Source organism: Halarchaeum salinum (assembly GCF_039520965.1).
GTDB classification, from domain to species: Archaea; Halobacteriota; Halobacteria; order Halobacteriales; family Halobacteriaceae; genus Halarchaeum; species Halarchaeum salinum.
Genome location: NZ_BAAABL010000058.1, coordinates 1 through 26206, shown reverse-complemented (window position 1 = coordinate 26206; position 26206 = coordinate 1). Strand labels below are relative to the sequence as shown.

Here is a 26206-nt window from a genome sequence, read left to right as displayed (position 1 = left end):
GATCTCCCCCCGCGCAAACGCATCCCCCGCAGCACTAACCTCATCAAGCCCGATCTGCCCATTCCCATCAGAATCCCACTGCTCTACCGGCGACCTCGAACTGGAGTCCGACGACGATCCACTATCCGACGCCCCGGTCGATCCCGACGAAGAGGAGTCTGCCATATGCTCTACACACGCGCGAACGACCAAAAAGCGCCAGCATGTTTTACGTCCGTTTACGTGACGCTCACCGTCGGTTCGTTGCCTCGACATCGAAGACGTCGAGCATGAACGTCGTCCCCATCACTCCGATAATCGTCATCCCCGCAGCAAGCGCCACGAAGAAATACGTCAACATCGGCTCGGACGACGAGGCCAGCCCACTATCAGTCACAACCTCCAGATTCGTTGCTGACAGCGCACAAATCCCCCAGAGCAACGCCCCGAGCAGCCCCCCAACCGCGTCCATCAGCGGCTCGGACCGCCCGCGCATCGTCAAGAACGCACTCGCCCCAACCGTCGCTAGCGACACAACCAGCCCCATCGCCACCAGCGCGAGGAACACACTCACCAACATCAGAGCCCACCACCTTGCCGCGCCATCACCATGATCGCCGCCAGCAAGAGCGCGACACTAAGAATGAGCACGATATTCTCACCGAGCGTCCCTGGCAAGAACAGCAGCGTCTCCCGCGCTAACGACTGTTCACTCGACGCCCGAGCGAAGCCATATGAGATGTTCGCCGTCTGCCCATCCGAGAGCGTGCCGCCCTCGAGCGCGACGATCGTGCCGTTATGCCGGTTCCACGACCAATTCCCCGGCTGAGCGATCGACTCGTTGCTCGCCGAGACGTTGATTGACGACGCCGCCGCATAGACGACGTCGCGGTTGCTCTCCGAGAGCGCCACGGGCTCGCCGATAGCGACTGTCCACTGCTCCTCAACGGTCGATCCTGGTTGACTCTCCGATACTGCCGTCTGGAAGCCCGACTCCACGACCCCAACCCCCGCCATCAGGAGGATCGCGACGAAGACGAGCCCAACGATCCGCTGCTCCATACCTGATGCAGAGCCGCCACGCTCTTAGAACTTCGTCACACAGACGCCCGATCCCGCAGCCTTGCCAGTTGTTCTTTGACACTTACCATGAGTTAAGATGGAGTTCTTTTGGGGTTACTGCTGCGCGCGGCGTGCGAGGAAGAGCGCCCCGATCACGACCACGAACATCAGCACCAGGAACACGATGTCCGTCAACCCCATCGCGTTCGCGAAGCCGGTTCCGATCGACTCAGAGGCGTTCTCGTAGACGGTCTGGTTCGCTGCTGAGACCGACTCGAGGTCGCGCGACGTCACCGACTGGCTGATCGAGGAGATGACCGTTGTCCCGATCATGCCGATCGCGGCCGCCATGATGATCGCGAACATCACCCCGATCAGGTTCACACCACCGACCTGGGAGGATGCCGCGAGCTCCGCATGCTGGCGGGCCGCCGTCTCACGCACCCCGCGCGTTGCGCCCTCGCTCGCGGCTCGTTGCAGCCGGGAGCCAGCAGCGCGCACACGCGATGTGGAGACTGTCTCGGTAGCCATCGTTACATCCCGCCCTGAGCGCGGCGTGCGAGGAAGAGCGCCCCGATCACGACCACGAACATCAGCACCAGGAACACGATGTCCGTCAACCCCATCGCGTTCGCGAACCCGCTCGCGATCGAATCGGAGGCGTTCTGATACTTCGACCCTTCCGGCGTGTCGATGGACTGGTCAATCGAGGAGATGACCGTCGTCCCGACCATGCCGATCGCGGCCGCCATGATGATCGCGAACATCACCCCGATCAGGTTCACTCCCCCGACCTGTCCAGCTGCGACGAGCGTCGCCGTCACGCCGTCGTCAGCCGCGACATCGACGCCGCGAGCGCGAGCTTCGTGCCGGACCGTCGACCGCATGCCGAGCGCGCCCGCCGACGCCGCGATACGCTTCCCTTCGTCGATCACGTTCGAGAGCCGGCTCTGAGCGCGCTCCGGCACGCCCCCCGCCGCCTCCGTCTGAGTTGCAGTGCTCATCTACACGACCACCAATAACCCGCTATACCAAAAGGCGTACACATGTTTTATGTCCGTAAACACCGTGCACGCGATATGGCACGCGAGCCAGTTGGCACCAGACTCCCACAGCAAGTCCACGACCACCTCGAGGACATCGCCAGGGAACACGACCTCACGAATCGCCAAGGCAACCCCTCAAAGGGGAAAGCCCTCACACGCGTCGTCGATCACGGCCTCCAAGACATGGGGTATCCGGGCGTTAACGGCGTCGCAACCGACGGCGGCAGCCCACTCGCCTCCCTCTTCTGGGAGGGCGCAAAGATCACCGGCGCGATCGCGGGCGGCCTCCTCCTCGCCGATCTCGCCGTCGCCTCACCGGTCAACCTCCTCCCGCATGCGGGTGGGTTCGTCCTCGCGACGATCGTCTGCCTGACGCTTGACCGTCTCAGCGCCCGCGGCGCACTCCCCGAGACTATCAACGGACGGTGGTCCAAGTGAGCCAGCGCGACCAGCTCCGCGAAGAACAGATGCATCGCAGCAACTTCAACGGCGGCTCCCCCGCCCAACAGATCCACGAGGACATCCTCGACAAAATCACCGAGACGAGACTCTCCGAAGGCTCCCGCGACCTCCTCCGGAACCTCCTGACGAAAGACCTCGTGCTCGCGAACTTCCAAGAAGCCGAAGTCAACGAGATGCGATGGAAACTCCGCGCGAAACAGAAGCTCTTCTTCTCGATGCATCCCGACCGCCAGTGCGCCATCGTCGGCGACGACCGCGCCGCGATCTACGACGACGGCACCGCCACCCTCCGCCCCCTCTCCGACGAAGAACGAGCAATCGTCCGCGACCTCTTCGACATGCTTGAGACCCGCATCACACGCGCACGGAAGATGAAACAGCAGGAGATGATGAACACCACCATCCGCGAGTCGCGCGCTGAAACCTCCGGCAACGGCGACGAGAGCAAAGGCGGCCTCAGAGGACTCCTTAGCTCATGAGCACAGAAGACACCACTACGACACCGAGCGAGAGCGCGGCCGCCGAGATCGAGAAGATCGAAGACTCAGAGGACTACGTTCAGCGCCGTCGCCTCAAAGAGATCTACGACGCCCGCGAAAGCATCCGCGAGAAACGCCGGCAGATCGACATCATGATCGAAGATCCCGACTATCCTCGCGTCGACAAATATCGGGGCGCGCGTCTCTACCGCTCCGCTGTCGAGGACTACATCATGGCCGTCGAACCCCTCCTCGTCAACACCTACGCCGAGGACGGCACCGCCTACTGGGAGGACGTCGAGCTCGGCACAATCCAGATGCAGCCACCCGAGCATCTCCGCGGCGACGTCGAGCCGTCACCGTTCAACGACTACCTCCGAATCGTCGAGAAACCCACCCCCAAAGAGTTCGCAATCACGGGCCTGCAGTCGATCCTCGGCCTTCCACGTCCACTCACCGCGGACTTCAGCGCGACCGTGCGAACGCAATCCCAGCCAGACCCACACCAGACAACCAAGACCATCACCCAGCCGATCCCGTGGGACATCCTCGTGAGCGCCGTTCGGCAGACGACGCTCTTCCTCGAGGAAATCGGGTTCGAAGTCGACGTCAGCGAAGAGGAGCAGCGCACCGAAATCACCGACGACCTCGTCGAAGAAGTCCAAGAATGGCGGGGTGAGAACCTGTGAGCGCCGACGACCGGGCAAGCAGTATCCCGGACGGGGATGCTGAGGGTCTCGGCCCTGTCGAGTCCTGGGTCCGCTCACCCGGCTTCCGCGACTCGAAGTTCTTCGCGGAGTGCCTCAACCGACTCGTCACCGGCCGCGACATCAACGTCATCGTCACCGCATCCAGCGAGACCGGCGTCGGGAAGACGACGCTCGCCGTCGCGATCGCAATGCTCCTCGATCAGCATGGATGGACCGCCGAGAAGGCCGCGGTCGCCGACGCCGACGAGTACGACCGGCTCTACGACGAAGTTGATCCCGGCTCCGCGCTCATCCTCGACGAAGCCGAGAAGGCGATGGACTCCCGTCGTGGCATGACGAACAGCAGCGTCGAACTCTCCCAGACGTTTGCCACGAAACGCTACCGGCAGGTCTTCTCAATCCTCACTGCACCCTCGAAGAACTGGATCGACAAACGCCTCGGCAGTGACGCCGCCGACTACTGGCTGCAAGCCCAGGAGACCGAGCGCGGCCGCATCAAAGGCGAAGCCATCTGCTACCGACTCCGCACGAACGAACACTACGAACAGGAGTACGTCGACCGCACCGAAGTCATCTCGTGGCCCAACCTCGACGGCATCGAAGAGTTCGAACGGCTCGACGCGCGGAAAGTCGCGCTCCTCGAGCACACCGGCGATGATGGCGGGAAGTACGTCACACGCGACGAGATGGAGGAGCGCGTTGAGGAGGAAGTCGAAGCGGCAGAAACCGAACAGCGCAACGAGATCATTCGCTGCCTGAACGACGAGGTTGACGCCCTCTCGCAGAAGGACATCGGGAACCTCAGCGCGATCGACCTCTCGTCGTCGCGTGTCGGGCAGATAGTCAACCACAACACATGATTAGACCAGCTACACAGAGCCAACCCACGGAACGACGACACCAGCAGCCATCCAGCCACCCAGCTACAGACCCAATAATGGATGACACACGCATAGAGAAGAGAGAGCTGCCACTGGAGATCGGGGGGCGGCCGTGAGTCTGATCCTCGATCTACTCAAAGCTCTCGTCCTCGGTGTGCTCGCGTTCTACCTCTTCCCGCTCGTCGCCGGGCTGATTCTCCCCTGGGACGACGCCCGCGATCTCGTCAGGCCGTACGTCGGCATGGCGACGTCGACGCTCAAACGCGCGCTCCTCGTGAAGCGCAGTCACGGCGGATGGACACTGAAGAAGACGAGCTTCGACGGCGGCGTCGGCGGCGAAGTCGCGAAGCTCAGCGGCGAACCGCATACGTGGCGGGACTTCGGCCACCACATGACCACGTGGAAGAGCGCGACGTTCGGCCTCGCGCACGAAGACAAGAACGTCATCTTCGACGCTCGCGTCCCCGACCTCGGGCGTCGCTTCCGCGAGCTGCAGCAGACCGGCCGCTGGCTCCACGACGGCCGCCGCAAGGCGTTCTTCCTCATCGATGACGCTCGGAGCCTCGTCAACCTCGACGACGCCCTCAACATCATCCCTGGGAGCGCAAGCCCCCGGCTCGCCGACCGCGTTGAGGAGGACATCAAGAAATCACAAGCCCTCTTCAACTCTCGGAAGGGGCAGCTCGTCACCACCCTCCAACTCCTGATGTTCTTCGGCGCTGGCGTCGGGACGATCTACTTCGCGTCGCGGCTCCGCGGGAGCGGTGGGGGCTCCGTCACCTCCGTCACGCTGCTCTTGCAGCCACTCTCCGCCGTGACGGCCGCCACACTCCCACTCGTCGGCCGTCGTCCACTCACTCGCACGCGCGAGTGGATCGGTGAGCGTGTCTCGATGCCCACGATCGTCGGCTTCACGATCGCGCTCGCCGGCCTCGGCCTCGGCGCGACAATCGGCATCAGCCTCTACGCAACAGAAATCCTTCCGAGCGTCTGCACAACCGGCGTCCTCGATCAAACCTGCACCGCCGCACAAACAGCCCGCACGATGGCGTCGATAACCGCCACCATCGGGCTCCTCGCCCTCATCGCGCTCCTCGCAGCCAACGAAACCCATGACTGATCCATTCGACCACCTCCCGAACAGCAGCATTGATACCGCAACAAACTACGCAACCAGCCAATACCGCGGTGACGTCTACTGGAAACGACAGCGAAACGGCGTTCCACGCGATCCAGAAGAACAGATCAGGCGGCTTCGTCAGCGCGTCGCCACGCTCGAGGAGACCGTCGACGGCCTCCTCCGCGATCACAAGGGGCTCGACGCCTCCACGCGCGCGAAACTCCATCGCGAACGGCAGGGGATGGGCACCACCGTCTCAACTCCAGAGGTAAGCAACTCGTGAGCGACATCGAAACAGTACGCTCGTTCGCAGACGGAACAGGGGCCATTCTCGGAATCTCGGCAGTTGCGCTCCTCGGCTATCTGGCGCTCGGCGACTGGATGCTAAAAACCGGGATGATTGGGGCTGATGGCCACTTCGCGGGCGTCGTGATCGCATTTATCGGTGCCCTGCTCCTCACAGTGGCGACCGCCATGATATTCATCGAGAGGCTCGAAGCATGTTCCACCGACGCGGACGCCGAACGGGGTGATTCAGCGTGATGGATCTTGAGAACACCCTCACACCGAAGAACGGCTTCCTCATCGCCGTCGTCGCGCTCGCCGTGATCGCCGCCGCGGCCACCATCTATCAGACTGGCCTCCTCGTCGGCATCCTCCTCAGCCTCGCGTTCCTCGTCGGCCTCGGAATCATGCCGCTCGTCGGCTGGATCATCGGCCCCAGCCTCCCCAGCGTCATCGGCGAAACCCTCGCCACAACCTACCTCGCCCCCGTCTTCCTCGGCCTCCGCAAAGTCGTCCTCCACCAGCGAGACGACGGCCGCTTCGAAGTCCGGCCCGCATCCGACATCGACAACGTCGAAGAGACCACCGGGGCCTGGGGACGCCTCGCGTTCACCAAGACCGCCATCGGCACCGAGACCTCCCGCGACGCCTACGGCACCCCGCCAGCACCACGCGACATCGACCACCTCGAGCCCGAAGGCTCTCTCCGTGACGGCACCCCAACCGCCAGCTACGACCTGGATCGACACGGCGACTGGTTCGTCGAGCTCCTCCCCGATCGCCTCCGCACCGACGGTGGCCAGATCCGCGTCCCCATCGGTCAAGCACTCACTGAGCTGCGCGGCGCCGGCGGCACCGCACTCGGCGAAGAAGCCGTCGAAGAAGCGATGAAGAAGTACGGCGGCGACTCCTCCTGGGGCGGCCACGGCGGCGCGCTCATCTACATCATGGACGTCGTCCTCCTCCTCATCGGCCTCGGCACCGGCTACGTCCTCTTCTGGCCATGAATACCGGAACACCCGCACCAATCCTGATCGGTGCCGTCCTCCTCATCGGCGTCCTCGTCGGCGCCACCGTCGTCGACGAAGTCACAACCACGATCGCGGGCAGTGACGCCGCGAGCGAGGCCTGCGACCGCGCTCTCCCCGGTGACGGCTGGCACGCGAACGCATCGCTCTCCGAGAACCTCACCGGCGGCCGTGTCGCGTGCGTCCACGAGAACGGCAGTACGCGCGCTATCAGCGCCTCCGTCAACATCAAGTGAATCATGACCACCAACTGTCTCTGCGGCTCGCCCGCCACCCGCTGGATCGACACGATCAGCGTCCACGTCTGCGAGCGCTGCTGGCAGACCCACGTCGCGCATATTCGGAGGACCACTGATGCCGATGACTGAGAACCAGTTCGTGGCCGGGTTCGCGTCCGCACTCCTCCTTGTGTGTGCGTTCGTCCTTCTTTCGCAAGTGGCAACCTGGTTTGCAGTCCATCCGCAACCGAAAGCTCTGGTCCACTATCTGACTGCTCCTCGATTCTCTATCCTCGAGATCTTCAACGGCCTCGTACTGCTCGTCGGGTTCGGGATCGTCTTGATCAAGATGCCGCGTCTGTAGACGTCGCGCGCCGTCGCGAGCACGTCGTTTACAGGAAGCCCACCTTCCCGCGTTCCTCCCGCTGCTTCGCAACCGAGTAGACACCCAGATAGTGCTCGCGGAACGTCTCCCAGTCCTCCCAGCCGCCCCACTCCATCACCATCCCCGGCTCTACGCCATCGTCGAGGAGCAACTGGCCCCACGTCCGACGGAGATCGTGCGGCGTCACGAACCTCCACCCCTCGTCCTTCGTCTCCGAACGCAGCTCGTCGCGACGCCGCTCCAGCCGGCGCTGCACCCACCGTGTCGCACTCGACGGCGTCGCCTCACTCCGAATCAGCGTCTCGTCGGGCGCGACGTCACCAACGTCAGCAAACGCACTGGCAGTCTCCGAGAGCGCGTGCGGGATCGGTGCCTCGCGGTACTTGTTCCCCTTCCCTTCCTGCACGCGGACGTACTCGCCCGCGCCCGTGTCCACGATGTCGACCGGCGTCACCGAACACACCTCCTCGACGCGCAGCCCGCAGCGGAGTGCGAGTCCGAACGCGAGTTTCTCCTCGGTCCCGTCCGTCTTGCTCATCAACTGCTCGGCTTCGTCGGCGGTCAACCAGACGCGACGACCATCGTGAGTCGGGTAGTCCTTCTGTCGCATATCTCAACAAGAGCGACAAAGAACCATTACTGTTTGGGGTTTCAGACCGCGAAAAGAGCCCGCAAAGCGTTCGCGATGTCGCACTCCACACGAGAGTACGACGCACTGACCGCTGCAGTAGATTCAATAGAACCTCTGTTCAACTGGACAACTGGGAAATATGATTGGCGCACAAAGCAAGGCGCGGATTGCCTGTCGAGGATGTAGTGCAGAAGTGAACGTTGAGGCTAAGCAGATCGGTCATAGAGACGCCTACGAATACTGCCCACTCTGTGGATCCGATGACGTCGACGTCATGCTCCGATCTTAGACTTCTTCCCGCGCTACCCATAGACTGCTCTCGTCGCAGTCCTTGAAGCTGAGTAGACAGATGAACTTTAGTGACGGCGTGAGCAATTGTCGGTGACGGCCTCGAGGCACACCGTCAGAAACCCCGGAGTGGGGTCAGACGAGCGATACCGACCAGAGCGCAGCCATCCCCGCCGCCCCAAGGAACGCCGCGCCGACCATCTCCCACTTGGAACTGGACAGGAGGGTCGCGCCGGCGATCACTGAGGCACTGCAGAGGGCTGTCGCTATTGCTGTTGTCGTGACTGTTGCACACCTCCGGACGATTTTGAGCAGACCGGGACGCCCACCACCCGGCCGGAGCACCGCGCTCGCTCAACGATACTGACGGCACCCTATTGAGGGTTATGCTCGTGCGTATTAGTTAGAGAACGCCTGAGTAGCCGGTTTCCGTCTCTCTATCACACCGTTGAACAGCGGTCTCTTGGAGTACGAGAGTGCCTACCCTCGAATGTGGGGGTCCTCGAGTTCATCGGCGTCCTCTCGGACATCGTTGGATTCGGTTTCCGCGAAGATGCCACGGAGCTCTGAGGCGAACCGGAACCATTGGCTCTCGGTCTTCTCAACGTCTACTGGCGGTTTTCCAGCATGGACGCGTTCGCATCGCCGTCGGTAACGTTCCGGTTCGGTCATGAGTCAGACACCTCACCGACCCACTCGTCATCTATCGGGTAGATCGCCGCTTGATTGAGGCACGACCGGCAGCCAACGAACGACACTCGCGTCGAGCCCGTCGAGCCGTCCACAACGAACTCGGCGGCGTCGCCGCACCCGTACTGGCACTTATCGCCACCAGTATGACGGTCTACCTTTCGAACCTCTTGGAGATTAGTCTCGGTCATCGCACGCACCGGCGCAGGACTCGAACCCACGCGAAAGCCACCCGGCCCGGCACACCGCACCGTCCGCAGCTCCTCACGCCACGATCTCGATCCGCGAGCCCGACGACGTCGCGCACTCCAAACACAACAGCCCCGACACGCCCTCCACGCGAGCACACGGATCCTCACCACCACACGACGCACAGACCTCCGACCGCGGCGTCGCGTCCTCCTCGGACTCGACGGCCTCCTTCGCGTCCGACGCCCACGCACGCATCTGCGCCTGCGTCACCGACGCGTGCCGGCCGTGATCCAGCACCTCCAGATTCCCCGGTCGGTTGTCCCACTCGACGCCCGAGCGATGATGCACGTCCTTCCCGCGGAGATCGTCGAGGACCTCCCCGAGCGGCTGGTCGGCGTCGTAGCACGCCACCACCGCCAGCAGCCGATGATGCGCCACGTAGACGTCCTCCCGAGCCCGGCGCGACGACTCCGGCCGCCACTCCACCGACCGCCAGCGCTCGTAGCCGCCGCCCGTGTAACCGTGGCACGTCGGCTTCGTCTCCCACGACGCCGTCCGTCGACGCCGCCCGGTGACCTCGTCCACCACGTACCCGGTCGCACTCGGAGATTCGGCGTCACTCATCACGACCACCTCAGTCAGACGTGATCCGCGGTGCGAGCACGCACGTTACCTCTCCACGGCCGCCAGCGAACTCGTAGCCGAATCTCACCGGGAACTCCGTCGAGTAGCGCACCTCGACCTCCTCCCCCTTCGGCACCTTCGACAACAGACCGTGCTTCCCGACCAGATACTCAATCGAGTAGATGCCCCGCGTCTCTTCCGGCACACTCGCTCCCACGAGATCGTCGTTCCCGAACGCCGTCGTCACCGTGTCAGTGTCCCCCTCTCCGACTACTGACACCACCTCCTCGTCCGGGTCGGCCTCCATAACCACGTGATCCGACACCAACTTCGCGTTCTCACACGCGTCAACGAACTCTCCGCCCTGCAACTCGAACGAAGTCGAAAGATCGACGTCCGGAAGGTCCGGCTCCGACCGAATCGCGTCCGGATCGATCGCCGCCATATCCACCGAAACATTCGTGTGCTGGATGTTCAGCCGCCCCGTCTCTGCCTTGTACCCGAGACGGACGATATCGTCCCCCGACGCGCCGTCAAGATAATCGTCGAGAGCGACGAGATCCAACCCGATCGGGAACTGCCCATCCCCCACGCTTTCGAACGCCTCCGCGTCAAGATCGATCCACGTCATCGCGACGTTCGCCGGGTCGACCGCCGCGACATGCAGCCCCTCCCGTCCCACACGGATGATCGCCTCCCCCACGATCGTCCGCAGCTGGTCCACCACCTGCTGGAGGTTGTCCGCCCGGATCGTCGCCGTCAGCGCTTCATCTGTCTCGGTCTCGATGCTCGGCTTCGTCGTCGCCGTGTCCTCTTTCGTGCTCATGGAAGTGTCGTCAGCCGCCTCAGTTTCGGTTTCCGAGCTGTTCGCGCCGCTCTCGATGCTCTCCGACATCAGTCATCCGCCTCCATCTCCGCAGTCACGCCACCGCCGAACGTCGACAGCGCCGGCTCCCCGTCCGTCAAGAGATGCCGGCACAGCGCTCGCGCGAGGTTTACCGGGACCGCGTTCCCGATCTGCTCCGTGACGTCCTTCTTCGTCGAGCCGGCGAAGTCGTAGTCCGACGGGAAGCCCTGCGCTGCCGCGAGTTCCGACGGCTTCAGCATCCTAAACCGGACGTCGAGGCCGAACGGATAGAGTTCCGGCACGACGAGCGCGAACCGGTCACGCGTCGTCACCGTCGGTAGCGGATCCTCCACCGACTGCGCGCGCCCGTTCCCGTAGTACTCCACCAGGAACGGCGACACCAGATGCCCGTCGTGGTTCGACGCCGTCACCGTCTGCAGCGGCCTCGACTCCGGCGTGAACGTCGCGTTACTGTGCAGGTCGCCGTGCGCCCCATTCCGCGGCAGCACGAACGCCTCCGGCGCGTAGAGCTGAATCGCCCCGCGCGTCGCGATCGTCGGCAGCGCCCGCTCCTCGACATCCCGAGCGACCGACCCCGAATGCTGTCCGAGCACGAACGCCGACTCCTGGCCACCATCAGCCGCGGCAGTCGGTCCGCGAACCAAGAACGGCGACTCACGATCCTCCGCCGCCTCGTGAGCGTCGGCCGCTGGAACGACGTCCTCCTGCATCGCCTCAACATCCGCCTTCCCCAGCTCACCGACGACGTCCGCGAACGCCGCGACATCGTCGTGGCAGTGTCGGCGCAGGCCCTCAGCGATCCGCGCCATCGTGTTCTCGACGAGCGGCTGACTCCGCTCCCAGAGCGACTTACCCCGGTCCTCCCAGTCGAGGATCTCCGCCGCCGACCGCCACGACGGGAGATCGTCGCCATCCTCCGAGTGCGTCGGCTCCGGGAACGTCGCGCGCTCCTCGAGCCGGCCGACGACGAACAGCCGCTCACGGGACGTCGCATCACCGAAGTCTGCCGCGTTCAGCACGCGATACTCAACCGAGTAGCCGAGCGCGTGCAGCGAGTTGATCCACGCCTCGAACAGCTCCCCGTTCCGCGACGGCTGGCCATCCTCGTCAACCGGCCCCCACGAACGGAGCTCCTTCACGTTCTCCAAGAGCACCGCGTCCGGACGCACCTTCTGCGCCCAGTCGATCACATGCCACGGCGACGCGCGCTTCTGCTCCGAGACCGGCTTGCCTCCGCGAGCCACCGAGAAGTGCGTGCACTCCGGCGACGCAACCAGCAGATCCACCTCGCCCGGATCGACGACGTCGGGCGGATGCAGCTCCTCAACCTTCGCGTTCCGATGCTCCGCCCACGCGTGGTTGCGCTCGTGCGTCTCGATCGCCGTCGTCCAGTGATTCACCGCCACCAGATCGACGTCGTGACCGAGATCCTCGCACGCCAACGCGAGCCCCGTCGAGAAGCCGCCGCCCCCACAGAAGAGGTCGACCGCCTGGATACGGTCGCTCACGCCGACTCACCCCCGTCAGCCCGCGCCGGCTCAGCGCTCTCCAGGCGCTCACGAGCCTCCGCGAACACCTCCGCCTCCTCCTCAGACAGACCACGCTCGCCGCGCTCACTCGACGCGCTCTCGTCACTCTCACGCGACGGCGACGACGCACCCGACCCCGGCGGCCGCACCACGACGTCCACCGACTCGATCCGCGCCACGACCGCCACGTACCCCTCCCGCTCCAGCGGCTTCACGATCCGCTGCCGGATCATGTCCATATCCAGCGACAACTGCTGCGCCAGCCGATTCTCCACATACGACAGCGACGATCTCGACCCGACCCCCACGTTCTCCAGCAGCCACGTCTCCGCCGCCGCCTGGTCGTCGTCGAGCCCCTCGAACTCGCCAGAGTCCTCCCGCGCCTTCAGCAGCCGCAGCGCATCGCGGATCGTCTCCGACCGATCCTCCCGCGCCTCGAACCACTCCGCCAGCTCCGGGTGGCCGTCGAGTCGCGCACGAGCATCCGTCACGCCGACACACCCCCGGTCGCCGCGACGTCCCCACCGCGCTCCGCCACCAGACGAGAGCCCGCCGCCCCCTCGCACGCGTGCGCGCGCTCCCGCGCGAGCCGCTTCGCGGCAACTATACCGCGCGTGGATATGCGCACGGGTGCGTGTGCGAACACTGTCGCGTCGGGGTACACGGGTCCGTACACATCGATGCTATGCGCCGCCTCGAACTCTGACTCGGTGGAGATCTGCATTTGCGTTTGTGGAACAGCCGTCTCGGTTGTGGAACAACACATGAAACACTTGCAACGGGGGTTGGCGTCGGCCGTCATAGCCGACCCTCCGGTCGCCCAAACACGCGACCATCGTGGCCCGCTCCCGGATTCTCGACGTCGTCGACGCGATCGTCACGCCGGCCGCCGTCAGCTCGCGCTCGCCGCTCGTCGGCCGTCCCCGTCGTCGGGATCGTGATCCGCTCGCCCTCGACGTCGATCGCGCCGATGAAGTCCGCCTTCCGGAGCGCACAGAGATGCGCGCACTCGTGATGGCCGTAGCTGAAGGCATCGCAGTCGCAGCGCCCCCAGTAGCCGTCAGCGCGCTCCTCGATCTCGCAGACGTGACTGCTTGCGCCGTCCGCGAGATTGACGACGAACTCCGACTCAGCCGTCTGCAGGAGAATTGCATCGTCGCCGAGCCGCGCCCGCTCCCACGACTCCGAGTCGCCCTGTACGCTCCCGAAGTCGAGACGCCGCAGGTAGTCGGCGTTCATGCTGACTCACCCCCCTGCGGCCACGTCGACGACGTCTCACCGCCCGGCAGCATCCATCCATCCTGGTCGGCCGCCGGCTTGCTCGGGTCGACGCAGTCAGGACGACGCGGACAGCGCCCATCCTCCTCCGGATTGCGAGCGCGGCGCGCGTGCCCGTACTCGACGCCCGACGGCCCGCGCGTCACCATCCGACCACACTCCTCGCACTTGGAGCGCGTCATGGCGGCGTCGCACCCCGCACGAACCGGCCGGGAGCACCAGCTTGTGGATCGCGGACATGATCGGCGATCGCTTCAGAAACGACCGACTCGTCGACGCGATCGCGACGCACGACCTCGCCGTCGCGGAGCACGTTCACCTCGAAGAAGCGTCCGTCGTCGTCGAGCAGGTAGCCGCTCCACCCGCTCGTGTCCTCCCACAGACGCAGCTCGCCACCACGGAAGAGGTCGCGAACGGGAAGTTCGCGAGTTTCGACGACCGTTATCTCGGCGGCGTTCTCGTCGGCGTCAAAATCGACACCCACGTCTACCGAAGAACTCACTGTCGCCACCCCCAACGGCCCCAAGAACGGCGAGTTACGTCGCTATCAGAGCGGGGACGCTCGCTCAGCGGTCCCACTAACTTTTCGAGGCGTTCCATCCGGTACGCTTGCGTTTGATTCGATTTCATCGTCTTCTGGTTCGGTTTCTTAGTCAAGCTTCGACACCTCTGCGCGACGCGACTCCATCGTCCGCCGCGGATCGCTCCGGTCGTAGTGCGTGCGGATCGTCTCCGGCGTCGCGTCCACACGATCCGACACCGCGCTGATCGACATCCCGCACTCGCGCATGTACGAGATCGCCCCCGTCCGAATCCGATGCGGCGAGAGTGACGATGGGCACTTGCTCTCGCGGCCGTGGACGCGCCACTCGCAGTCATCCGGATCGCGGTCGTGCGGACACCCGCCAACCGTGCACGGCTGCGTGAGCGCGTACGTGCGCCGCTGGATCGTGTTCCCAGCTGCACGACCGCGCTCCGTCGTCAGGAACGGCTCGCGGCCGTAGTCGTCGACCACCATCTTCCGGTTCTCCTCGATGTAGTCACCGACGACGCGCGCGACCTCGTCGGAGAGCGCCACGTCACGCTCTCCGTCGAACTCGTTCTTCAACGGCGTCTCCTCAGCTGGCCGATGGCGGAACTCGACGAACTGCTCATCGGCGTGGACGTCGTCGAGATCGAGCGCACGGAGGCCACCTGTCCGACATCCCGTGTGCCAGAGCAGCGCGAACATCACATGATCCCGGCTCGCGTAGTGGAACTTCGCCAGCCAGTCAAGGATCGCCTGCGCCTGCTCCGGCTCGATCTTCTCGTCGTTCGAGCGCTGCGTCTTCGACAGCGTCGGCTTCAACAGCGCGATCTTCTCCGGGATATCCGGCTCCGCCGCCTCGATCGCCACCGCGTACTCGAAGAGCTTCTTCAGCGTCCCGAACTCGTTCTTCATCGAGACGTCGTTCAACGACTCCCGGCGGAACTGCCAGTAGTCGTCGAGCACGCGGCCGTCGACGTCGTTCACGTTCATCAGACCGCGCTCCTCGCACCACTCGACGAACGTCCCGAGCCGACGGCGGTACGTCGAGACCGTCGCGTCACTCGTGTTGTCCGCAGCTGCACGACGGTCGACGTACCGGTCCATCGCCATCCGCGGCGTCATCCGCTTCAGGTCGCTCGGACGCTCGCTGTTACCCCCAGCGCGCCCGTGCGACTGTTCCGCCATCAACGCGATCCCTCCACGGAGTCGTCGCGTTCAGTTTCCGCAACGGCCCCATGCCCGCCGCAGGTGTCGCACTCGATGACGCCCGCGTGAACGAGCTCGTAGCCGCTTCCCTCGCAGTCAGGGCACGCTGTTCGCTGTTTTGTTTCGCCCGAGGACCGAACGTCGCGGCCGCCGTCCGTCACCAGCTCGCAGTCCGCATCTTCCACGATCTCGCGCTGCGCAACACGACGCGCGGCTTCACTCTCTGTCACCGGGCGCTCCTCCACCGGCTCAACATCGTCGACCATCACGCGTCACCTCCCGCGATCACGTCCTGCACCGACTCGGGCGCGTTCTCAACGTTCACCACGGCAGCATCGCCCTCGAACCGCAGCGCATCCGCGATGAACGACGCATCCCGAACCACCGGCGCGTCGTACGTCTCGATCCACCGCCACACCGTCCCGTCGTCGTCGAGCCAGACCCACACCGGCAGGTCGCCCGACGTCTCGAACCGGAGCACGCGGTCGTTGTCTCGGCTCACGCCGCGACCACCTCCGCACCCCGATCCTCGTCGAAGTGACACAGCCCGTTGTGCACGTCGCGCGCCAACTCCGCGCCCGAACGCAGATAGTGCGTCGCGTCCGCCACGCTCTCACACGGGCAGACAACGCGATAGCGCGCCATCACTCCGCACCCCCATCGCACGCCCGAAGGTGGAGCGCTAGCTGGCCGAACATCTCACCACACTTCGGACACGGATGCCGCGAACACGTCCCCGACTTCTTCGCTGACTTCGCCGCGAACTCCGACCCGCGCGTCCCGTAATTCTCGCGCTTCCCGCCGTCCGCGACGACGCGCCGACCACCACTCCCGTCAAGATCGTCGCCGTCGTCGTCGCCGCACTCGTGGGCCTCGAACGCCGCCCAGTCCGCGAACTCGATCTCGCACGCACGACACCGCAACCGCACCACGTCCGGCCCGCTCCCCGACGCAGCACGCTTATTTGAACCCGAGTCGTTACCGTCAGTGCGGGGTTCCTGCCCCGCTCGATTGGTTTCGGTCATCGTTAACCTACGAAACCATCCTTTTTGCGGGCCGGCGCTGTGACGCTGGCCCGTGAACCAACGACGGGAAGCCGTCAGTCCGCAAGGATAGTTTCGTTATTCGACTACAATAGCACGCTGTCGTATATAGGTTTGGGTGGAGTCTTTCAACGCACTTTTCATCAAACACGTATATTCACCGAGTTACATTATCTCCCCGGATATTGTCTCAAATATGGTCCGCCAATCCGCTGACTGGCAGGTCCTCCTTGACGACCGTATTCTGGAGGTGTTCAGGGAGGAAGAAGAGTCGGAGGGCGAGGCCTTCTTCACTCCTACCGAACTCTCGAAACATCCGCGTATCAACTTCTCTCGCCAATACGTTAGTGAACGCTTTCGCAAGCTCGCCGATCACAGCCTACTCCAACAGGTTAGCGGCAACTCCTATCGGATGACCGAGGCCGGCAGAGCCTATCTTCGCGGCGAGTACGACGTCGAGACCTGCAAATACGAGAAAGAAGTATCCGGGGAAAACGATATATCGGGGGCGAGCGAGAGCGTCTAACATGCGCGTACGCGCCGCTGGTGACTGGATGACGGTCCTTGACGAGCGCCTCCTCGAAGAGCTTCGTCGCGACGACTACATCACCCTCGGCACGCTGGCAGCCCGCGTACCGCGCCCAGCCCCTCAGTATCGCGTCGCCGAGCGCCTCCGCGTACTGGCGCAGGCTGGCTACGTCGAGCCCGAACGCCCCGATCGCGGCAAATGGTGGATCACCTACTGGGGACAGCTCTACCTCGACGGCGAAGCCCGTGCCGACTGCATCTACCCAGAACCGAGCCCCGCGCGGCCCGGCTACGTCCTCCGCTGATGGGTGATTGCTCCGCGTTCGGCTGCGACGGCGACGACGGCCTCGCGTTCAGCTGCAACGAATGTGACCAGCGCTTCTGCGGCGAGCATCGCCTCCCAGAGAACCATCGCTGTCCCGCGCTCCTCACGAAGACAGACGACGACCGCAAGCACTTCGAGACCGGCCTCGCGGACAAAGACCCCGAGTCCTCCACCACACCCAAATCCGCGCTCACACTCGCCGAGAAGCAACGACGGTCAGTCCGACAGTGGCGGGAGGAAGACGAAAAGTCAGACGATCCGACGCTCGAAGCCGGCGACTCCCTCTTCGGCGACGAATCCTCGTCCCGGCCGTGGCACCGAACCCAGTCAAGCGACGGCGAGGAGGACCTCAGTCCACACGAGAAACAACTCCGCGCTCAAGAACGAATGCAGCAGGAGGCTGAGGCCGGGGACAGTCAGACAGCTACGCGCACCTGGCCCGTCATCCTCTTCTTCTTCCTCGGCCTCATCGGCGTCGTCATCCTCAGCGCGCTCCTGCTCATTCTCTCGGTCTAACTCGTTCTAAGACCAGAAGGCCGCATCCCGTGGCTCTCCCTCCTGGAAGGGGCTGGGTCTCGCTGACGCTGTCCCGCCGTAGGCGGAGGCGAGCTGGTTAGCCAGAGTTCGACTCCTCGCCGTCAAGCAGGTCCTTCGCCTCCTCGAAGCCATCCGCGAACCCATCGCGATAGCCACGCCGATAGAGCTCGCGAGCGGACGCCGAGAGATCATCCATCGCGACGTCGTCCACCTCGATCTCGTCCGCCCCATCCTCATCCGCCGCCTCGAAGTACTGGTCGTAGACGCGGCGAATATGTGGCGGACTCCAGCCTGAGCGGCGCGCGATCTCGGAGAAGTTGCCGTGGGCGTCCTCCCAGTGTCGGAGAAGTGCGCGAGCGCCATCGCGCATGCCCGCCGTCTCGAACTCGACATCGTTGAGCGCATCCTCGCCTCCCGCCGGGATCGGACCGCTGCTCGGACAGTCCGTGCTCTTAAGACTCGTGCCGCGTAACTGGATGTGTGCGGGCTTCCCACTAGGCATGGGCCTTCGTTCCCGCCCGCCCTTCTAAAACCCCTAGCGACTCGGCTCGGCCGCCGCGAAGCGGAAGTCGCCCGCAATCGCGCCGACGAGCGTGAACCACGCCCAGCCCATCCAGAACCAGAGCGGCGGCAGTCCGCTCGCGATCGCGACGGCAACCGGGAGCGCGACGATCCCGATCCCGAGTGGCGCGCCCGCGACCGCATAGTCCCCAAGCGTCCCGCCAGCGTAGCGCCAGTGGACTTCCCACCTGCGGACATCGAACGCATGGAACTTCCCCAGGACGGCCGCCACAAGCGCGTGCGCGGCCTCGTGGCAGACCGTCCCAGCGACGCTCGCCGCGACAATCTGCGCGAACATCACGGCAGCCATCAGCGCTGCACCCGCCGAAGGAGCAAGACGGGTCCCAGCCCCAACCCGAAGAGGAGCATCACGACCAGGAGGGCCTGCGCGATCGACCCGACCTCGACGAGCAGGACGCCACCGACGATCAACGTCACCACCGTCGGCAATAGCGCCGACTGCGTGCGAATATAGATCGGGAGGTTGATCATGCCGAGAAGGACGAGCGCGGCGAAGAACGGCCCGCCGATCTGGGACTGATAGCCGCACAACACCAGATCCCGAACATGCATCTCCTCACCCATAATCGCCCGCAGCCACCGGCCGTCGTAGGCAGCACACGCCATCGTTATCCCCTCCGGAGGAACATGATCAGATCATAGCCCGGGATCAACGCCAGCCCCGTGAACAGGAAGGTCACAAGATAATCGGGCACCCCGGCGTTCTTCAACATCGCTGCTCCCGGGAAGATCGCGTTGAAGATGCTCTCCAGCGTGCCACTCAGCGTGCTGTAGAGCGCGAACAGCGTCTCCCCGCCACCACTCCCCGTCCGGAAGTCTTGCGTGGAGCTCGTCGCCGACGCCAACTCCTCGCCGCCACCTGGACTTGGCTGCACGCCAAGATAGGCAGCCGCGCCACTCGCTCCGAGCAGTCCCGCCCCCGCGTTGAAGAACACGAGGAACAGCACGATCCACATCGAGATTTTGTATGGCATGGGTTAAGCACCTCTTGCTCTAGCCGCCTTCACGACGACTGCGAGCATCAACGCAATCGCGATCGCACCACCCGCCGCGGGCGGCAACCACCCGCCAAGCCAGAACCCCCCGCCGACGAGCGCCGTCGTCACACCGCCAACCGCCGCGTTCAGCTGCGTGAAGAGCGCGGCAACGATCACCACCATAATGATCGACAACGCATGCTTGATCCACGGCGCAAGTCCCGGAACAAGATCCTGGCGCGGCGTCGCCGTCGTCGCCGTGCCCCGGATGATCTCGTCATGCCGCTCCGCACGCCACGACACCACCCACGACGCATTCGTCTGATTCTCAACGAGTGGCTGCGTGACGCTCACCGTCCCATACGGCCCATTCTGATACGTCTGATTCAGCAGCACGTTACTCTGATTGCCCTCCTCGTGGATCGAGACATGGAGGTCCGTCGTCGCGTTCGCCGGATCGGTAAACTCGAAGGCGATTGTGCCGTTCGATCGCGTTGCCTCCCACGCGTACGTCGTCGCGCTCGAGTCCACATCGACGCCGACCGGGACGGGATTCAGGACGACGGTCTCCGAGATATCTGTCGAGTAATGCCCCAGGACGCGCGTGTCGCCCTGCGAGTTCGACAACACGAGCCGATAGCGTCGATCCTGCTGCAGATGGGCTTTAAACTGTCCTGCAGCGCCGAAGTAGTCGCCCGCAATCCGCTGCCACTGCAGCCCCCCATCCGTGGTGTTAATCGCCCGCTTAATCACGAGCGTTGAGGACTCCGTCGGGTATTTCCCCGTGCGGTCATTCAGCTGGAAAACATCAAGGACGGCCTGGGCATCTGTCGGCAGCAGGTAGATCGTGCTCTGATTGTAGATGTTGCTGATGACGATCGTCCGCTGATAGTAGCCATCCGCACGCACCGCCAAGACGTACTCGCGATCCACCGACACACCCGAGAGATCAACCTTCCCCCCGGTCACATTCCGCTGGAAGATCAACTCACCACTGTAGAGCCGGGCGGACACATTCAGCGACGTATTATCGATGATCTTGTGCTCGCCAATCTCAGAGCGGATCGTCACCGACGACGGCACCCAGACCGTCCGCGTCGACGTCGACGTCGAGTAGCCATACGTATCCGAAATCTCCCAATGGTAGGAGTGGGAGCCGCCCCCGGTCATCGTATGCGTGATCTCGATCGTACCGTTCGACGAGACGGTCGACGAACCGGCCGTTGCGTTATCGACGTGGAGCGTCCCCGTGACCGTATCGCCATCGAACGCGAAGTCTTGGTCGGAGACATCAACCGTGAACGTCGTCTCACGCTGCGTCAGGCTTGCCCCATCCACGGGGCTCGCGGACTCGATCGTCGGCGCGAAGTGTTCAACGGAGATTGACTGATCTCCAAGTGTGGTTGTCGTCCCGTAGCTGTCGGTCGCGACGACATGCCACGTGTGGTTCCCGTCGGATATCGACGGCTCGAACGTCGCGGTCCCGGCCGACGAGACCGACGTCGTCCCGACAGATGAGCCATCAACAAACCATTCTAAGGAGACGCTCTCCCCCTGCGCGGTCCCGAACGTCGCATCGTCAACGTCAACGGAGAGCTCCGGAGAGTTCGTGTGAATCGTCCCCGTCGGCGTCGCGTTCGTCACCGATGGGGGCTGATTAGTAAACAGGATCAACTCCTCATCCGTGGCGGCGTCGACCGATATCTGAGCCTCGCCGCTCGCCGTGGTCGTCCCGGAGTCCACGAGGACGCCGTCGGGAGTTGCGGCCGTCCAGTCCGTCTCATTCGGGAGGTCAGTCGCCGTGATCGTGCCCGCACTGTCCGCGCTGAACGTGATCTGATTTGAATTGTCGAGCGCGGCGTCCTCCCACGAGAGGTCCGTGATACCGCCGGAGATCTCGACAGCGCTCTTGTCGTCAGGGTCGACCGTGATCGCGGTCGAGGTCGCGTCGATCCCGGAGAGTTGCGTCCGTGTCCCACGGAACTGATCGACGGTGACCGACGCCGGCCCGCTGGCCGAGATCGAGACACCGTCAAGATAGACCGTGTCGCTGCCGTTGAACGGGTTGGTGCCGTCGAGTCCATGGTCGATCCCCGAGGTGACCACGAGCCCCGACCCCGTCTCGTAACTCGTCCCGGCGCCGCCGTCGAAACTCGCCGAATAGGCAGCCGCGCCGCTGGGGAGCAACAGCAGGGCGGCTATCACGACGCCGAGTTGGTGTTTATTGGGAGTCATTTTGAGTTACATGGACACCATGTGTATCACATCCGCTCCTGGATTTCTGATTGCGACAACACCTTGTCATCCACGTCGAAGTCGTCCACAATCCCGTCCGCGTACGCATCCCCGCCCTCGCTGCCGAGGTACGAACTACCCCCCCATCCATTATTACTGGACGTAGCAGACCCGACTTGTGACCCGTCGAGATACACGGTTATCTCGTCGCTGCTGCTGACGGTGACACCGACGTGTTGCCGTGTGTTGATACTCAACTCCGACGTGTTGATGACCTTCAATGTCGACCCGTACACGATTTCGAGTTCATCATTCACGTTCGCTTTGATGGAAATCCCTTGGGAGTTCGCGTAGTCCTGCGCCCACGAGAGGGCCGCCCCTGGAGCACGCGGATAATAGTCGAACGTAAACGAAATCGGTGGGGATTCAGTTGCGGGTATGCTTACTTCGTCGTCAGTTCCGTCGAAATCCCCCGCGTAGTCGCCGTCGGCCTGCGAGGACGTGTACGTCATCCCCGTGATAGTGCCGTCCGCGCTCCCCGCGATGTCAGTCAGGGTCGTCGTGTCGGAGTTGTCCTCGAACGTGTAGCGATGGATCACGCTGTCGGGTATTGCAGACGCTTCGAGCGCATCGTGGAACGCATACGTGCTGTCGTTGTGCTGGAGGCGGAGCGCGTCATACGTTCCGCCGCTAGTCGTTACGGGGACGAATCCCGTGCTGCCGGCGACCTCGAAGCGGAGCGCCTTCGAAACGTTGTCCGTGGTCGCGGTCGTGTCGTAAATCGGGATGTCCCACGTTCCGGAGCCGTTGTCGAACCGGAGCGTTGCGAGCTGGTCGGCGTCCGGCGCGATGTCCGTCCGAATCCACATCTCGCCCTCCTGCGTCGTCGCCGGGTCCGACGTGCGGCGTTCCAACTGGTAGCGTTCCGACCGGAACAGCCCCGACTCGATGATCCCGCGGCCCATCAGAGACCACCCCGGTACCACATCGTCCCATCATCGGGCGTCGACGGGTCCGAGCTCCGAGCCACGAGCCGCACGCGGTCGGCGCGGATCTTCAGCAGCGCGTCATCCCCGCTCGCGGGGAACGTCCCGGTCGGCGCGGCCGACGCGACTCCCGTCGAGAAGACTCCCGCAGCGCCGGCAGCGGCGACGCCAGCCGCGGCCGCGATCACGGACCGGCGCGAGTAGCCCCCGTCCGCGTCTGCAAGCTGGTCTTCGAGCGACTCGATTCGGTCGATCAGTTCGTCTCGCGTGAGGGTATCGTATTTTGTCATTGGTTTGTTGTTTGGCTGTTATCTCTCAGTCGGGCCAGCTGCCGGGCGGCCGTCATCCCGCGACCTTACCACAACTAACTCAGCACTCCCCTGCGTCGCCGTCCCGACCGGCGCAGAAACGAGCAGGAGACTGCCCAACACAGCAAACGCGACGACGAGCGTCCGTCTCATCGACGGACCCCCGTCGCGGCCGTGACGCGCTGCCGGCGGAACTCCCGATACGCAACCAGGAGGAGCGTGCCGAGGAGCGCCGTCAACGGTGCCCACTTCGTCACAACCTCAATCATCCCACCGAAGCTCTCCGCAGCGCCATAGCTGCTCTTGATCCCTTCTGCGAGGATCGCATCCCGCATCGGATCCAGCATCGCACCGCCGATAAACTGGAGCGTCAGAAAGATCAGAATCGCGAGTAGCAACATCACGAAATCAACGAGACGGCCCATCAGGCTAGTACCCCCGCGACTGGTAGACCGCCAGCGCGATCAGCCCAAGCACCGACACAACCACAACCCCCAGCAGGAAGTTGTTGAAGATCGTCGCCGTCCACGCCAACCCCGTATCGAGCGACGCCGTCGACGAGTGCTGCTGGTAGACGTCGAGCATCGGCACAAAGACCTCCTTGACGATCGCGTAGATCACCGCGAGCGTGATCAGGACGACGAACGCCCACGCGATCTCGATCGCCTGCGCGCTTCGAACCAGCCGATCGTCCCGACTCATAGCAGATCATCGATCCCCCCCTCAGACGACTGCGACTCACTCCCGCCACCGAAGACGAGGCTTCCAGCCGTATCGACGTCGTACGAATACTGGCTCGACACCCCCAAGATATCGAGTCCGGTCTGCTCTTCCTCCTTCTTGCGGTCGTCAGTCAGGTCGCTGTCGAAGTCCGTCCGCGTGTTCAAGTCAGTGCGAGAATCAACATCCGACCGCGTGCGTTGATCCGTGTCCGACCGCGTGCCAAGGTCGATCCGCTGGTCCGTATCAAGACGCGTGCGTTGATCCGTGTCCGACCGCGTGCCAAGGTCGATCCGCTGGTCCGTATCAAGACGCGTGCGTTGATCCGTGTCCGACCGCGTGCCAAGGTCGATCCGCTGGTCCGTATCAAGACGCGTGCGTTCGTCTGTGCCAAGAAGAGAATCTTGATTCGAGCCACTCAGACCATCCCCAATTATGTCGACTGTGTCAGATCCCTGATTCGGATAAGTGACAGGATTGACATTCGTCCCCAGAATGGGATCATCGGTCGCGACCGTTGCCTCCCGCTCTGCTCCATCCCCGAGAATCGCGCCTGCCGTGTTCGTCCCTGTTCGACGATTCGGGCCGTCGTCAGTGACACGCGCCTGCCGCTCCTCCGCCCGCTCCCGCACTCGGTCAGCAGCCTTACTCATCCGATCACGCTCACGCTGAGTTCGCTCATCTGGCTGACGCGGATCGTCAGCCTGCTTAATCCGCTCCGATCGCCGCCGCTCGTATGCGGGTTGGTCCGGGAGCTCTGCGGGTCGACGCGATGCATCAGGATCCGTGCGTGATTGTCTCGCGGCGTCTTGGAGATCCCCCGCCCCGATCGTCACGGGATCACTATCTGACTCCGAAGCGTCCGGCATCTGCCCAAAGTCCATCTGCCCTCGCGACGACCCCCGGGGGAAGATGACAGATTTCGCCGCCGACCCAGCATTCTGAGCGCGCTCGGCAAGAGCTCTCCCACTCATATCCGAAAACGTGCTGCGGACACGTTTCGCAGAATCGCGTCCTATTCGAGCAGCCTTCAATGCCGCCGACCCCCCATCTGGGATCCTCCCTAATGCCGAGACGCGACTGACTGCCGCAGTCTCCGCTGCACTACCGAGCCCAGCCGCCCCAATCGCAACCACACCCGCGCCAGCCGCACGCTGTGGGTTATTGACGGCCCACTCCCCACTCTCCCGCAGAACGGTCGCACCCGCAGCCCCCACGCTTCCAGCGCGGTCTGCTGTCGTCTCCGCCGCCTGATTGGACGTCTTCTTATCCCCGGATAGCGTCGCCGTCACCGTATTGACAGCAGGCCCACCGACATAGTTCGCCGTCTCCGCGGCCTCCATTGCGCCGGACACCATCCCGGGGACATTCAGCAATTGCGCCGCACTCGATCGCGACTGCTCCTCCGCCGGCGACGGCCCGCTGAACGAGGGATTCCCGACATCTCCATTGACTAAGGCGGATGTCGCATCTCCCGCCCCCGAAATGGGTGTGTTCGCAACTGTCTCCGCGGCGTTACTCAGCGTCTCACCCCAGCTGTCCGCCGCCGAGTCGATCGCCTGCTCGACCTCATCAGTACCCTCAGCACCAAGCCCAGCCGACCGGTCAACATCCCCAAACTGCTCCGGCGGGTTGGTCTGCGGTTGCTGTGTCTGTGACTGCTGCTGGGACTGCGGCATCGACTGCACCTCAATATCGAGCCCTGGAGCACTCTGCGTAATCGGGTTGTCAGCCGCGTCAAGCGCAGCATCAAGCTGCTCACCCCCCGACTCGAGGAGTTGCTGGCGCGACGCCGCCGACTCCTGGGAGGCTTCTGCCGCAAGCTCCTCCTGCAGTTCCGTTTTCGACTCTGATCCAAACGCGATATTCCGCGTCCGCTGCTCACCTCCCCGCTCAAACGACACCTGCCAGCCGCCCTCAACCTCCCGCGTCGCCGAATAATTATCAATCCCATTCCGCTCCGCCCACCGCTCAATCATATCAGTCCGCCCCTGATTCGTCCCCTCATCCGCCGCCGTCGCCGCCGACGCGCCCACACCGCTATCCTGCGATCCCGCGTCTGAGTCAGATCCACTAAGCCGCTGCTGCCCACTCTCAGACAAATACACATCCACAGACCCCGCGTTGTAGTCAAGCGTGAAGTTCTCCGGATTCTGCTCGAAGGACGACGGCGCGTTCGGGACAGCAACCCCCTCCGAGGAGATGTTCTGCCGGGCGTTGATCAGCGGGTCGCTCATTGACTCCGGATCAGCCGAGTCTGGCGCAGAGCGGCCAGCAAGCGACAACCCAGCAGCCGACCCCCCAGATCCAGACGCTCCAGGCTGCGCGCCAGAGAACACATCCTCATCCTTCGCCGACGCCGGCGTCTGATTCTCCACCAGCGCACGCGCCGCCGCCGGAGACGGGTCCTTCGCGGTGTCCTTCTTCGTGTATCGATCCTCGATCAGATCCGCCTTCTCAGGATACTTCCTTAAA

The 26206-nt window shown here is 63.9% G+C and carries 41 protein-coding genes; 14 read left to right on the top strand and 27 right to left on the bottom strand.

The window, feature by feature from the left end; genetic code table 11:
* Positions 1–229: 229 nt before the first annotated feature.
* The 4 genes from ABDZ36_RS10075 to ABDZ36_RS10060 all read right to left on the bottom strand — a co-directional run bounded on the left by ABDZ36_RS10075 (position 230) and on the right by ABDZ36_RS10060 (position 2045).
* Entirely contained in the window at positions 230–553 is a 324-nt protein-coding gene (locus ABDZ36_RS10075; protein WP_343749302.1) for a hypothetical protein, read from the bottom strand.
* Between the two features lie 5 nt (positions 554–558).
* Positions 559–1041, bottom strand: coding sequence for a hypothetical protein (locus ABDZ36_RS10070; RefSeq protein WP_211313545.1), 483 nt, complete (start codon positions 1039–1041; stop codon positions 559–561).
* A gap of 114 nt (positions 1042–1155) precedes the next feature.
* A complete protein-coding gene (locus ABDZ36_RS10065) occupies positions 1156–1572 on the bottom strand; it encodes a hypothetical protein (RefSeq protein ID WP_211313546.1) in 417 nt (138 codons plus the stop codon).
* Positions 1573–1574: 2 nt separating this feature from the next.
* A complete protein-coding gene (locus ABDZ36_RS10060; RefSeq protein WP_211313547.1) occupies positions 1575–2045 on the bottom strand; it encodes a hypothetical protein in 471 nt (156 codons plus the stop codon).
* Between the two features lie 75 nt (positions 2046–2120).
* On the opposite strand from ABDZ36_RS10060, the gene ABDZ36_RS10055 reads away from it, so the two are divergent.
* From ABDZ36_RS10055 to ABDZ36_RS10005, 11 genes are all read left to right on the top strand, one after another.
* Positions 2121–2525 (top strand): hypothetical protein, encoded by a 405-nt coding sequence (locus tag ABDZ36_RS10055; protein WP_211313548.1) that lies wholly within the window; start codon positions 2121–2123, stop codon positions 2523–2525.
* On the top strand, positions 2522–3028 hold the full coding sequence (locus tag ABDZ36_RS10050) for a hypothetical protein (RefSeq protein ID WP_211313549.1): 507 nt from the start codon (positions 2522–2524) through the stop codon (positions 3026–3028). The genes ABDZ36_RS10055 and ABDZ36_RS10050 overlap by 4 nt, the downstream gene beginning before the upstream one ends.
* Positions 3025–3717: a hypothetical protein gene (locus ABDZ36_RS10045; RefSeq protein ID WP_211313550.1), complete on the top strand. Its 693-nt coding sequence runs from the start codon at positions 3025–3027 to the stop codon at positions 3715–3717. The genes ABDZ36_RS10050 and ABDZ36_RS10045 overlap by 4 nt, the downstream gene beginning before the upstream one ends.
* On the top strand, positions 3714–4598 hold the full coding sequence (locus ABDZ36_RS10040) for a P-loop NTPase family protein (RefSeq protein WP_211313551.1): 885 nt from the start codon (positions 3714–3716) through the stop codon (positions 4596–4598). The genes ABDZ36_RS10045 and ABDZ36_RS10040 overlap by 4 nt, the downstream gene beginning before the upstream one ends.
* Positions 4599–4731: 133 nt before the next feature.
* Complete coding sequence (locus ABDZ36_RS10035; protein ID WP_211313552.1) at positions 4732–5739, top strand: hypothetical protein; 1008 nt, start codon at positions 4732–4734, stop codon at positions 5737–5739.
* Positions 5732–6022, top strand: coding sequence for a hypothetical protein (locus ABDZ36_RS10030; RefSeq protein WP_211313553.1), 291 nt, complete (start codon positions 5732–5734; stop codon positions 6020–6022). The genes ABDZ36_RS10035 and ABDZ36_RS10030 overlap by 8 nt, the downstream gene beginning before the upstream one ends.
* Positions 6019–6282 carry a hypothetical protein gene (locus ABDZ36_RS10025; RefSeq protein WP_211313554.1) on the top strand — a complete coding sequence of 88 codons (264 nt, stop codon included), beginning with the start codon at positions 6019–6021 and terminating at the stop codon, positions 6280–6282. The genes ABDZ36_RS10030 and ABDZ36_RS10025 overlap by 4 nt, the downstream gene beginning before the upstream one ends.
* The gene (locus ABDZ36_RS10020; protein ID WP_211313555.1) at positions 6282–7031 is read left to right on the top strand and encodes a hypothetical protein; all 750 of its coding nucleotides are present in this window, start codon (positions 6282–6284) and stop codon (positions 7029–7031) included. The genes ABDZ36_RS10025 and ABDZ36_RS10020 overlap by 1 nt, the downstream gene beginning before the upstream one ends.
* Positions 7028–7288, top strand: a complete 261-nt coding sequence (locus ABDZ36_RS10015) for a hypothetical protein (RefSeq protein ID WP_211313556.1) — start codon at positions 7028–7030, stop codon at positions 7286–7288. Before ABDZ36_RS10020 ends, ABDZ36_RS10015 begins: the two co-directional genes overlap by 4 nt.
* Before the next feature lie 3 nt (positions 7289–7291).
* Positions 7292–7420 (top strand): hypothetical protein, encoded by a 129-nt coding sequence (locus tag ABDZ36_RS10010; protein WP_343749301.1) that lies wholly within the window; start codon positions 7292–7294, stop codon positions 7418–7420.
* Complete coding sequence (locus tag ABDZ36_RS10005) at positions 7413–7634, top strand: hypothetical protein (protein ID WP_343749300.1); 222 nt, start codon at positions 7413–7415, stop codon at positions 7632–7634. Before ABDZ36_RS10010 ends, ABDZ36_RS10005 begins: the two co-directional genes overlap by 8 nt.
* 28 nt (positions 7635–7662) lie before the next feature.
* On the opposite strand, the gene ABDZ36_RS10000 is transcribed toward ABDZ36_RS10005, so the two are convergent.
* The 13 genes from ABDZ36_RS10000 to ABDZ36_RS09940 all read right to left on the bottom strand — a co-directional run bounded on the left by ABDZ36_RS10000 (position 7663) and on the right by ABDZ36_RS09940 (position 16515).
* Positions 7663–8265: a tyrosine-type recombinase/integrase gene (locus tag ABDZ36_RS10000; RefSeq protein WP_211313558.1), complete on the bottom strand. Its 603-nt coding sequence runs from the start codon at positions 8263–8265 to the stop codon at positions 7663–7665.
* Positions 8266–9528: 1263 nt separating this feature from the next.
* Positions 9529–10080 carry an HNH endonuclease family protein gene (locus ABDZ36_RS09995; RefSeq protein WP_211313559.1) on the bottom strand — a complete coding sequence of 184 codons (552 nt, stop codon included), beginning with the start codon at positions 10078–10080 and terminating at the stop codon, positions 9529–9531.
* 10 nt (positions 10081–10090) lie between these two features.
* Complete coding sequence (locus ABDZ36_RS09990; RefSeq protein ID WP_211313560.1) at positions 10091–10975, bottom strand: DNA polymerase sliding clamp; 885 nt, start codon at positions 10973–10975, stop codon at positions 10091–10093.
* The gene (locus tag ABDZ36_RS09985) at positions 10975–12456 is read right to left on the bottom strand and encodes a DNA cytosine methyltransferase (RefSeq protein WP_211313561.1); all 1482 of its coding nucleotides are present in this window, start codon (positions 12454–12456) and stop codon (positions 10975–10977) included. The genes ABDZ36_RS09990 and ABDZ36_RS09985 overlap by 1 nt, the downstream gene beginning before the upstream one ends.
* The gene (locus ABDZ36_RS09980; protein WP_211313562.1) at positions 12453–12968 is read right to left on the bottom strand and encodes a hypothetical protein; all 516 of its coding nucleotides are present in this window, start codon (positions 12966–12968) and stop codon (positions 12453–12455) included. The genes ABDZ36_RS09985 and ABDZ36_RS09980 overlap by 4 nt, the downstream gene beginning before the upstream one ends.
* Positions 12969–13275: 307 nt before the next feature.
* Positions 13276–13716 (bottom strand): hypothetical protein, encoded by a 441-nt coding sequence (locus ABDZ36_RS09975; RefSeq protein ID WP_211313563.1) that lies wholly within the window; start codon positions 13714–13716, stop codon positions 13276–13278.
* Entirely contained in the window at positions 13713–13937 is a 225-nt protein-coding gene (locus ABDZ36_RS09970; protein ID WP_211313564.1) for a hypothetical protein, read from the bottom strand. The genes ABDZ36_RS09975 and ABDZ36_RS09970 overlap by 4 nt, the downstream gene beginning before the upstream one ends.
* On the bottom strand, positions 13934–14257 hold the full coding sequence (locus tag ABDZ36_RS09965; protein ID WP_211313565.1) for a hypothetical protein: 324 nt from the start codon (positions 14255–14257) through the stop codon (positions 13934–13936). Before ABDZ36_RS09965 ends, ABDZ36_RS09970 begins: the two co-directional genes overlap by 4 nt.
* Positions 14258–14404: 147 nt before the next feature.
* Positions 14405–15469, bottom strand: a complete 1065-nt coding sequence (locus tag ABDZ36_RS09960; protein WP_211313622.1) for a tyrosine-type recombinase/integrase — start codon at positions 15467–15469, stop codon at positions 14405–14407.
* Positions 15469–15756 (bottom strand): hypothetical protein, encoded by a 288-nt coding sequence (locus tag ABDZ36_RS09955; protein WP_211313623.1) that lies wholly within the window; start codon positions 15754–15756, stop codon positions 15469–15471. The genes ABDZ36_RS09960 and ABDZ36_RS09955 overlap by 1 nt, the downstream gene beginning before the upstream one ends.
* Positions 15756–15992: a hypothetical protein gene (locus tag ABDZ36_RS09950; RefSeq protein WP_211313624.1), complete on the bottom strand. Its 237-nt coding sequence runs from the start codon at positions 15990–15992 to the stop codon at positions 15756–15758. The genes ABDZ36_RS09955 and ABDZ36_RS09950 overlap by 1 nt, the downstream gene beginning before the upstream one ends.
* On the bottom strand, positions 15989–16135 hold the full coding sequence (locus tag ABDZ36_RS09945; RefSeq protein WP_211313625.1) for a hypothetical protein: 147 nt from the start codon (positions 16133–16135) through the stop codon (positions 15989–15991). Before ABDZ36_RS09945 ends, ABDZ36_RS09950 begins: the two co-directional genes overlap by 4 nt.
* Complete coding sequence (locus ABDZ36_RS09940) at positions 16135–16515, bottom strand: hypothetical protein (RefSeq protein WP_211313626.1); 381 nt, start codon at positions 16513–16515, stop codon at positions 16135–16137. The genes ABDZ36_RS09945 and ABDZ36_RS09940 overlap by 1 nt, the downstream gene beginning before the upstream one ends.
* Positions 16516–16729: 214 nt before the next feature.
* Here ABDZ36_RS09940 and ABDZ36_RS09935 point away from each other — a divergent pair, with 214 nt between their 5' ends.
* From ABDZ36_RS09935 to ABDZ36_RS09925, 3 genes are read left to right on the top strand one after another with little or no spacing between them, the layout of a single operon-like run.
* Complete coding sequence (locus ABDZ36_RS09935) at positions 16730–17059, top strand: hypothetical protein (RefSeq protein ID WP_211313627.1); 330 nt, start codon at positions 16730–16732, stop codon at positions 17057–17059.
* Position 17060: 1 nt separating this feature from the next.
* Positions 17061–17366, top strand: a complete 306-nt coding sequence (locus tag ABDZ36_RS09930; protein WP_211313628.1) for a helix-turn-helix transcriptional regulator — start codon at positions 17061–17063, stop codon at positions 17364–17366.
* Positions 17366–17902, top strand: a complete 537-nt coding sequence (locus tag ABDZ36_RS09925; RefSeq protein ID WP_211313629.1) for an AN1-type zinc finger domain-containing protein — start codon at positions 17366–17368, stop codon at positions 17900–17902. Before ABDZ36_RS09930 ends, ABDZ36_RS09925 begins: the two co-directional genes overlap by 1 nt.
* A gap of 97 nt (positions 17903–17999) precedes the next feature.
* On the opposite strand, the gene ABDZ36_RS09920 is transcribed toward ABDZ36_RS09925, so the two are convergent.
* From ABDZ36_RS09920 to ABDZ36_RS09875, 10 genes are all read right to left on the bottom strand, one after another.
* Positions 18000–18425 carry a hypothetical protein gene (locus ABDZ36_RS09920; protein WP_211313630.1) on the bottom strand — a complete coding sequence of 142 codons (426 nt, stop codon included), beginning with the start codon at positions 18423–18425 and terminating at the stop codon, positions 18000–18002.
* A gap of 33 nt (positions 18426–18458) precedes the next feature.
* The gene (locus tag ABDZ36_RS09915) at positions 18459–18794 is read right to left on the bottom strand and encodes a hypothetical protein (RefSeq protein ID WP_211313631.1); all 336 of its coding nucleotides are present in this window, start codon (positions 18792–18794) and stop codon (positions 18459–18461) included.
* Positions 18794–19111, bottom strand: a complete 318-nt coding sequence (locus ABDZ36_RS09910; RefSeq protein WP_211313632.1) for a hypothetical protein — start codon at positions 19109–19111, stop codon at positions 18794–18796. The genes ABDZ36_RS09915 and ABDZ36_RS09910 overlap by 1 nt, the downstream gene beginning before the upstream one ends.
* A gap of 2 nt (positions 19112–19113) precedes the next feature.
* Positions 19114–19479: a hypothetical protein gene (locus ABDZ36_RS09905; RefSeq protein WP_211313633.1), complete on the bottom strand. Its 366-nt coding sequence runs from the start codon at positions 19477–19479 to the stop codon at positions 19114–19116.
* Positions 19480–19482: 3 nt separating this feature from the next.
* The gene (locus tag ABDZ36_RS09900; RefSeq protein WP_211313634.1) at positions 19483–21717 is read right to left on the bottom strand and encodes a hypothetical protein; all 2235 of its coding nucleotides are present in this window, start codon (positions 21715–21717) and stop codon (positions 19483–19485) included.
* A gap of 26 nt (positions 21718–21743) precedes the next feature.
* Positions 21744–22682 (bottom strand): LamG-like jellyroll fold domain-containing protein, encoded by a 939-nt coding sequence (locus tag ABDZ36_RS09895; protein WP_211313635.1) that lies wholly within the window; start codon positions 22680–22682, stop codon positions 21744–21746.
* Positions 22682–22993: a hypothetical protein gene (locus ABDZ36_RS09890; RefSeq protein ID WP_211313636.1), complete on the bottom strand. Its 312-nt coding sequence runs from the start codon at positions 22991–22993 to the stop codon at positions 22682–22684. Before ABDZ36_RS09890 ends, ABDZ36_RS09895 begins: the two co-directional genes overlap by 1 nt.
* Positions 22994–23160: 167 nt before the next feature.
* Positions 23161–23436: a hypothetical protein gene (locus tag ABDZ36_RS09885; RefSeq protein WP_211313637.1), complete on the bottom strand. Its 276-nt coding sequence runs from the start codon at positions 23434–23436 to the stop codon at positions 23161–23163.
* A 4-nt stretch (positions 23437–23440) separates the two neighbouring features.
* The gene (locus ABDZ36_RS09880) at positions 23441–23713 is read right to left on the bottom strand and encodes a hypothetical protein (RefSeq protein ID WP_211313638.1); all 273 of its coding nucleotides are present in this window, start codon (positions 23711–23713) and stop codon (positions 23441–23443) included.
* The coding region (locus tag ABDZ36_RS09875) for a hypothetical protein (protein WP_343749299.1) at positions 23710–26206 on the bottom strand (2497 nt) is incomplete at its 5' end. The genes ABDZ36_RS09875 and ABDZ36_RS09880, both read right to left, overlap by 4 nt.